Source organism: Acetivibrio ethanolgignens, from assembly GCF_001461035.1.
Lineage (GTDB): Bacteria > Bacillota > Clostridia > Lachnospirales > Lachnospiraceae > Velocimicrobium > Velocimicrobium ethanolgignens.
Window position 1 is genome coordinate 1 of sequence record NZ_LNAM01000228.1, and the last position, 7980, is coordinate 7980.

4 protein-coding genes are annotated in these 7980 nt (G+C 38.5%); 1 reads left to right on the top strand and 3 read right to left on the bottom strand.

Features of this window, described 5'->3' with window-relative positions:
* A partial coding sequence (locus ASU35_RS18220) for an Ig-like domain-containing protein (RefSeq protein WP_147525497.1) occupies positions 1–2075 on the top strand: 2075 nt, incomplete at its 5' end.
* A 42-nt stretch (positions 2076–2117) separates the two neighbouring features.
* Here ASU35_RS18220 and ASU35_RS18225 read toward each other — a convergent pair.
* From ASU35_RS18225 to ASU35_RS18235, 3 genes are all read right to left on the bottom strand, one after another.
* Positions 2118–3320 (bottom strand): tyrosine-type recombinase/integrase, encoded by a 1203-nt coding sequence (locus ASU35_RS18225; RefSeq protein WP_058354382.1) that lies wholly within the window; start codon positions 3318–3320, stop codon positions 2118–2120.
* 454 nt (positions 3321–3774) lie between these two features.
* Positions 3775–5166, bottom strand: coding sequence for an ATP-binding protein (locus ASU35_RS18230; RefSeq protein WP_058354383.1), 1392 nt, complete (start codon positions 5164–5166; stop codon positions 3775–3777).
* A gap of 192 nt (positions 5167–5358) precedes the next feature.
* Positions 5359–7842 (bottom strand): Ig-like domain-containing protein, encoded by a 2484-nt coding sequence (locus ASU35_RS18235; protein ID WP_058354384.1) that lies wholly within the window; start codon positions 7840–7842, stop codon positions 5359–5361.
* Between the last annotated feature and the right edge of the window lie 138 nt (positions 7843–7980).

Here is a 7980-nt window from a genome sequence, read left to right on the forward strand (position 1 = left end):
CTACCAAAGAGGGAACTCTTACAACAGCAGTAGGTGCAAGCCTTGACTTCGACAGAACCTTAACACCTGCTAACTCTACAAGCAAGACATACTACACAGTAAGCGATACAGAGAATGCAGAGATTACTTCTGCTGGTGTATTCACAGCGAAGAAGGCTGGCGAATATACTGTAACCGCTACTGTAAAGAACTCCAAGACAGCTGCTACTTTAGCTACTACAGAGGCTAAGGTTGTTGTTAAGGATGTTGTATTAAAGGAGGTTAAGCAGGCTAGTGCTACTACTCTGACAGCAGTATTTGCTGGTGATGTTTCTAAGGTTAAGGCTACAGATATTGTCATCACAAGAAAGGCTGACAATGTAGTATTCCCAGTAAGCAAGATTGCTGTGGATGCCGTAGATAAGACAAAGGCTACTTTAACTGTATTTTCTAAGATTGCAGACGGAAAGGAATATACCGTAAAGTATGGTGATACTACTGTTGAGTTTAAGGCAACCGATGGAAAGGCAGCTTCACTTGTTGTTGAGCCTACAACCATCCCTTACAATACTGAGACTGAAATCAAGGTAGTTGGAAAGGATGCACAGGGTATTACTGTATTCGAGGCTATGCTGAATGACAAGGACAGCAAGCTGGATATGAAGATTGAGACAACCCAGGGCTATCTGGTAGGTAACAAGCTTGTTTTATTAGCAAAGGGTAACACTGCAAAGGTTACAGCTACACTTCATACCTATGAGTACAATACCGATGGTACAGAGAAGGATGTTCTCAAGACAGAGGCTACTATCACAGCCGTAGATCCTGAGGCAGTTTCCTTAACCGGCAAGAAGTACACCATCGCTGAGACTCTTGACTGGAAAAAGGAGCTGAATACAAAGATTTCTCTGAGTGAAAAGAACAGCTACTTATTCTACGAGTTAAAGGATAGCAAGGGTAAGGACGTTACTAAGGACTACACAAAGGTTGAGTCTTCTGATACAAATACCTTATTAGTATCCTTTGTAGAAGGTGGTAAGGTTAAGCTTTTACCTGTAAAGGAAGGCACCGCTTATGTACTTGTAAAGGATGCAAAGGATAATGTGATAGCTTCCTTCGCTGTAACTGTAGTTGCTGAAAGAAAGGCTACTGCTATTCTTCTGGAGCCTGCATCCTTAACAGTATCCAACAAGTTTGAGTATAAAACAAGTACTAAGGTTACCGTAAAGGATCAGTTCGGCAATGATATGAGCAATCCTAAGGTAACAGTTACTGAGAAACACAAACCTACCAACGGAGACCTTACATTGCCTAAGTATGAGAATGGCAGAGTTATAGTAGAATCTAAAGCAAAAGGTGTAACAGGAACCTACGTATATGAGATTAAGTCCGGCGATGCTGTTAGAATGTTAACAGTAAGTGTTCAGACAGTTGATGATAATGTTTCCTCTACCTATGAGTTAACCTTAGGAAACGACAAGGTAGATACAACTATTACAAATACCTTCGATGGTAATGCTATTACCATTGATGCTTCTGTTCAGGAGAAGAAGAACGGTCTGCCAGTAAATAACGTAAAAATTACAAAGATTGAAGTAGTAACCAGCGGTGGTGAGGTTAAGTTTACAACAGATAAAGTTGCTACAGGCAGTGCTATTGCGTTAAATGATACAAAGGCTACAATTACTGTTGCTAAGGTAAAGGATAATAGTACGGAAGTTGAGAAACTTTTAGGTGCCGGAACCTATGTTGTTAAAGCAACCTTTAAGAAAGATAGCAATGATGTGACTGTTACCAGAAGCTTTGTAGTAGAAGATAAGCAGCCAGGCTTAACAGCAGAGGTTAAGAAAACTACTCTTACAGGAAATACTCTCACAGATGCTATTAAGGCAGCAGTAACTAAGGGTGATATAGTACTTAAGTGCAATGACGTAGAACTTAAAGCTGATGCTATCATTAGTACAGAGAGCAAAGCACTTGGTAAAAATCATGCAGGTGTTAAGGTGAAGGTTCAGATTACCGTTAAAGGAAAAGATAATAAAGAATATAAGGTACCAGCTGAGGTAACCTTAGCTAATACTATTACTCTTAACTAATTAAGTTTATATATCCCTGCCGGATTTCCGGCAGGGATAATTTTAGTTACTTAGCTTTAGAATTTTGGACATTTTCTCCATTTCACGTTTTTTCGTGTCATAGGTAACATGAGTATATAAATCCATTGTAATATTCATATTGCTATGACCTAAAAGCTCCTGCACTGTCTTAGGGGCAAGGCCGTTTTCAAAAGCTCTTGTAGCAAAGGAATGTCGCAGAGTATGAGGTGTTATATTTTCTATTATGCAGGGCATCCGATTTTCTTTTACTGCAATTTCTTTTTCCAAGCGATTCATTATATCAGTGACAACAGCCAGACGTTTCACCATATGTCCCTCTTGGACTGGAGTTCCGTGCCGTGTTGTAAAAATAAGATTATCCATTTCGTCTACCGGCTTCCATTCTATCTGATTTTCCATAATATAGAGCTTTTGGGCTTTTCGATGCTTTTTCAGTATCTCTACAGCATCTGGAATTAGAGGTACAATCCTCTTACTTGACCCACTTTTGGGTGTCTGAAACCGGAACCCATATTCTCCGGTACGATAGTCCTTTTGATACAATAAGGTTCGTAAAACAGACAGGTTTTTCTTTTCAAAATCAACATCATCCCAGGTCAAAGCACTCAATTCTCCAATCCGCAGGCCTGTACACAGGGCTATCTGAAATAGAGGCTCATAAAAATTGCCGGCTATCGCTGCCAAAAACAGAGTCTGCTCATAAAAAGTAAGTACACGCTGTTCTCTTTTTTCTCCTTTCGGTAAAATTGCACCCATGCAGGGATTTTTCATAAGATAATCATTTTTTACTGCTTGAGAAAACAGATTATTCAAAACAGAATTTACAATCTGGATTGTCCCCAGGCTCAATCCCTGCCGATGCATTTCATTATAAATCCTTTGAATGTGAATAGTTTTAATGTCTTTTAAAAGGTAGCCTCCGATGCTTTCTTTTACATAGCGTTCATAATTCAGACTGTATAAAAGAATGGTAGAATTTTTTACTGTCAATAACTTATATTCCTTCATCCAGACGTCAAACCAGTGATTTAGAGTAATATCAAGCCCCGTGCCATAAATACCATGCTCCAGCTCGTATCTGGCATCAGCCATTTTTTTCTGAAGCTCCTTAACATCTCTGCTATAGTAGGTATACCGTTTTCCATTAAAGGTAAAACGCCCTTGATATCTCCCGTCTTTTCGCAAGGAAATTCCCTTTGGTAAAGTTTTTTTGCTACATCTCATCCTATTTCCTCCTTTGAATAAATTTTCTTCATTTTAACAAATTATTGGGTGGATTTGTTGAGATAAGTCTTTTTTCTTATAATTTTAGAATTTCCAAAAGAGGGAATATTATCAAAAAAAGGAGCTATTGCTCCAGAAATTTAAGGTTATGGTAGAAAATATTTCACAGGTTAGAAAAGAATGAATAAAACTGCTTTGAAATGGAGAGGATAGCTTTAGGAAAGCTTTCAAGGGTGCTAATGTCTAGAAACGGTGTCGGAAATGGTGTCATTTTTTTGGAGCTTTTGCGTCGTGGATACCAGGTATATATAGGACAGCTAGGTGATGTAGAGGTTGATTCAACTCTAGGAGAGACTGCAGTTATGTACATATTTAAAAAATCGCTGTAGGCATAGAGCTTACAGCGATTTATATTTTTTAGTCAATCATAATCTATCTCTCATTTCAGACTACATTACATTTCATCAAAGGAAATAAGATAGCAATTGGAATTTTCCTGGGCTTTTAATAGCAATTCCTGAGTAAATCCATTTTTACTGAAAATATAGTAATATTTTTCAGTAAATTGTGGGAAAAGCAGCGATTTCAGGATAAGCTCTTCCAGTATTTCTACCCCCACAAGCTCTTTTCTCCATTTACATTCACAAAAAGCAGCTCTATTTTCAAAAAAAGCTAAAATGTCAATCTCTTCCTGTCGCTTTTCCTTGGTATTCGTTCCCCACCATCGGCCAAGCTTCTGAAAGAAAAAGGGAGTTTTCTCCAAAGAAGACATTTCCATAAGATATTCCTTACAAATTTCTTCAAAAGCCAGCCCCATGTAATGCGGCATTTGTGGCACTACTATCTTATCATAGATAATATCCCCATCTCCTGAAATTATCCGACTCATATTTTCCAAAACAAAAGAATACCAGAATCGGAACATTTGGTCATCCAGCAGATAGATGCTTTTCCTGGAATTGGCTTCTGTGATAGGCTGTTCTTTTTTCACAATACCAAGTGCAAGCAAGGATGAAATATATTTTGCACATTTATTACTATCAATATGAATTTTTGTAGAAATCTCATTTAATCGGGAAGATCCTTTTGCTATTGCAGTAATAATATCATTATAAGTCGCTGGCTCCCGAAGCTCTTGCTTCATCAGATTCTCTGGCTCCTCGTATAAGGTTCCGCTATCTGAAAAAAATAATTCGACCAAATTTTCTTTTACAGATAAGTTATTTCTTATCTGAGAAAGATATTCCGGAATGCCACCGGTAACTGAATATAAAATAGCCTGTTCTTCCTTTGAAAATCCCGTAAGCATAGCCTGAGTTTCTCTAAATTTAAGAGGTAATAATTTAAATTGTGCTGTTCTCCGACCATAAAGAGGACTTTTATACCCAAGGACTTGATTTTCCATAAAACTCATGGATGAACCACATAGGATTAAAAACAAGTTACATAGCTTTAATTTTTGGTCTATATGTGCTTGCAAGATGGATGATAACTCAGGACAAGTCCCTGCAAAATAAGGATACTCATCTAAAACCAAAATTAAACGGTCTGTTTCTGTGCTTTTTTCTATATAGTCAAAAACCGCTTCCCAGCTGGTAAAAATACTATTATTTTCTGCATTAGGCTGTAATACATGGTAGATATCCCTGCTAACTGCTTCTAAATTAATCTGAGGATTATTTTCACGTCCCACAGAATAAACTGCTTTTTTTCCTTTACAAAACTCCCGGATCAGGGTGGTTTTTCCCACCCGTCTACGGCCATATATAACAGCAAATTCAAAGCGTTTGCTTTTATACATCCGCTCTAATTTTTCCATTTCCTTTTTACGTCCAACAAATAGCATAGCGTCCTCCAAATAATCAACTTACAAGTTTGCAACTTATAGGTTGATTATATCACCTGGATTTGTTTTGTCAATCATCATTTTTTTGATACCATTTCGACACCAAGCCTATGAACAGATAAATACATCATGATATAAATACATCCCTGTCGAGAGTCGACAGGGATGTATAATCTTTAAATCAATTGGATATTATTTTACTGTAATCGTCTGATTTAATGTAATAGTTACAGGTACCTTGTAAGTTGTACCGTTAGAAGCTTTCACAGGAATCATAACCTTTACCTTGATGCCTGCATAGGTCTTTGTACCAGCAATATTCTTAGCCTCCAGATAAGTTACATTTGAACCATCGATCTTCTCGCCATTGTAGGAGAACTCTACGTTTTTGGTGTTCTTAACAGCATCTTTAATATCTGCTTCATCAACAGAGTTCTTCTTAACCTCGTAGGTTACACCTGGCTGAGCATCTTCTACTACGAAGCCAGTAGTAATAGTAAGGTCTTTGTCAGCAGCATCCTTGAAGGTAACCTTAGCAGAATAGCTGCCTGCCTCTAAGTATTTCTCAACAGTACCAGCATTGTTTTTAGCTGCAATAATCTTAGAGCCGCTGATAGCTGCAGATGTAACAGCCTCACCCTTAGCATTGAATACTTCGAGCTTATTGATGTCTTTATTGGCAACCTTAACATTACCCTTGTATTCACCAACCTGAAGGTTGATTTCAATATCCTTGCCATCGTAATCGGTTGTAATTGTAGTGTCCACCTTAGTAGCGTCTAAAGCTACCTTGTAAGTAGAAGCCAGATTCTTGTCAGCCTCCTGAACAGTTACAGTTAACATTCTTACAAGCTTAAGATATTTTACTTCATATACATAGGTTCCCTTAACGGTCTTATCTTTCTCTGTAGTAACAGAAATCTTTCCACCTGCATATGCAATCTTTGGCTGTTCATCTGCTTTCGTTGTAGGAGCATTCTTCAGAGTAAAGGTTACTGTAGCATTTGCTGGATCTGCCATCTTCTCGCCATACTGATCCTTTACGGTAACCTTGGTAGCTACGGTATCAGCGAATGCATTGGATGCAGCCAGACTGGATGGTGTAAACTCCATAACAGCAGCGTCTTTCTTTGCAACAACAGTAATTGCTAAAGAAGCAACTACGTTATCCTTCGCATCCTTTACAAGTACATAAGCAGTACCTTCCTTAACAGGGATTAAGCTAGCCTTACCAGTCTCTTTATAAGATACTAATAAGGTATTTGTATCAGAAGACTCAACCTTGGTGTAATTCTTAGTAACATCCTTATCCTTGCTATCCTTTAACTGGAAGAATACATAGAAATTGTCTTCACCTACTGCAATCTTAGTATTAGCAGCCTTTGTCCAGTCAACTGTCTTAGCAACAGTATACTTTGTGTTTGCTAAAGAAATAACCTCAGGATCTACAGCTGTGATAGTAGCCTCTGTCTTGAGAACATCCTTCTCTGTACCATCGGTATTGTACTCATAGGTATGAAGTGTAGCTGTAACCTTTGCAGTGTTACCCTTCTCGAATAATACAAGCTTATCGCCTGTCATGTAACCCTGAGTAGTCTCTACCTTGATATCCAGCTTGCTGTCCTTTTTACTCATCATAGAGTCAAATACAGTAATGCCCTGAGCATCCTTTCCAAGTACATGGATTTCTGTTTCTGTGTTGAAAGGAACTGTTACCGGGTCAACCACTAAGGAAACAGCCTTTCCATCAGTAGCCTTAAACTCAAGCATGGTATCTGCATACTTAACAGTATAGTCCTTACCATCTGTCATCTTGGAGAATACAGTTAAGGTAACCTTTGTCTTATCGGTCTTGTCTACCTCTACCTTGCTTACTGGGAATACTACGTTATCAGTTTTTCTTGTGATAACGATGTCAGAAGCCTTCAGCTTGGAAGCATCACCAGCAACAACAGCAGTTAAAGTAGTAGCACTAGCCTGCTTAACCTCCTTTAATACAACATCCTTAACAACAACCTTAGCCTCTGTAGTAGCTAAAGTAGCAGCTGTCTTGGAGTTCTTTACAGTAGCGGTTACAGTATACTCGCCAGCCTTCTTCGCTGTGAATACACCAGCAGAAGTAATCTCTGCATTCTCTGTATCACTTACTGTGTAGTATGTCTTGCTTGTAGAGTTAGCAGGTGTTAGGGTTCTGTCGAAGTCAAGGCTTGCACCTACTGCTGTTGTAAGAGTTCCCTCTTTGGTAGCAACAGATACGCCAGTAGCCTGTACCTTTACAGTTACAGCATCCTTAACCGTCTTAACTAATTTGTTCTTTGTGTCGTAAACCTTAGCGGTTACAGTAGCCTTTGCATCCATTGCAGCAGCCTCACCATTAGTCTTAACAGTGATCTTGTTGCTTACAGTAGTCTTAGTAGCCTTTGTGGAAGTCTTGGATACCTTAACGTAATCCTTAGCATCACCAGTTACAGACCACTTTACTGTATAGCCTTTTTTGATGTTCTTTACTGTATATGTGTAGGAACCGTTGTTAGTACCATTCTCATATACAGAAGTCTTGTAGCTTGAAAAAGCTGGAGCTGCAGCAGCGTCTGCACTAGCAGCTGGTGCTAATGTAGAAACAGTCATAGCCAGAGCTAAAGCTACAGATAATTTCTTTACGAAATTCTTCTTCATTTTTCTTCCTCCTTAAAGATTTATGGTTGATAAATTATATTTGTTCTCCTGTGTTTTCTCCATTATTTCCCTTGAAATGCAAGCCAAAACCAAGATGTATGGAAAATCCTGGAAGTGGCAGGATACTTAAATATAATC

What these genes read in the sequence shown, in the direction of transcription:
- ASU35_RS18230 (WP_058354383.1), bottom strand. Translation starts at nt 5,166, where the DNA reads ATGCTATTTGTTGGACGTAAAAAGGAAATGGAAAAATTAGAGCGGATG.
- ASU35_RS18225 (WP_058354382.1), bottom strand. Translation starts at nt 3,320, where the DNA reads ATGAGATGTAGCAAAAAAACTTTACCAAAGGGAATTTCCTTGCGAAAA.
- ASU35_RS18235 (WP_058354384.1), bottom strand. Translation starts at nt 7,842, where the DNA reads ATGAAGAAGAATTTCGTAAAGAAATTATCTGTAGCTTTAGCTCTGGCT.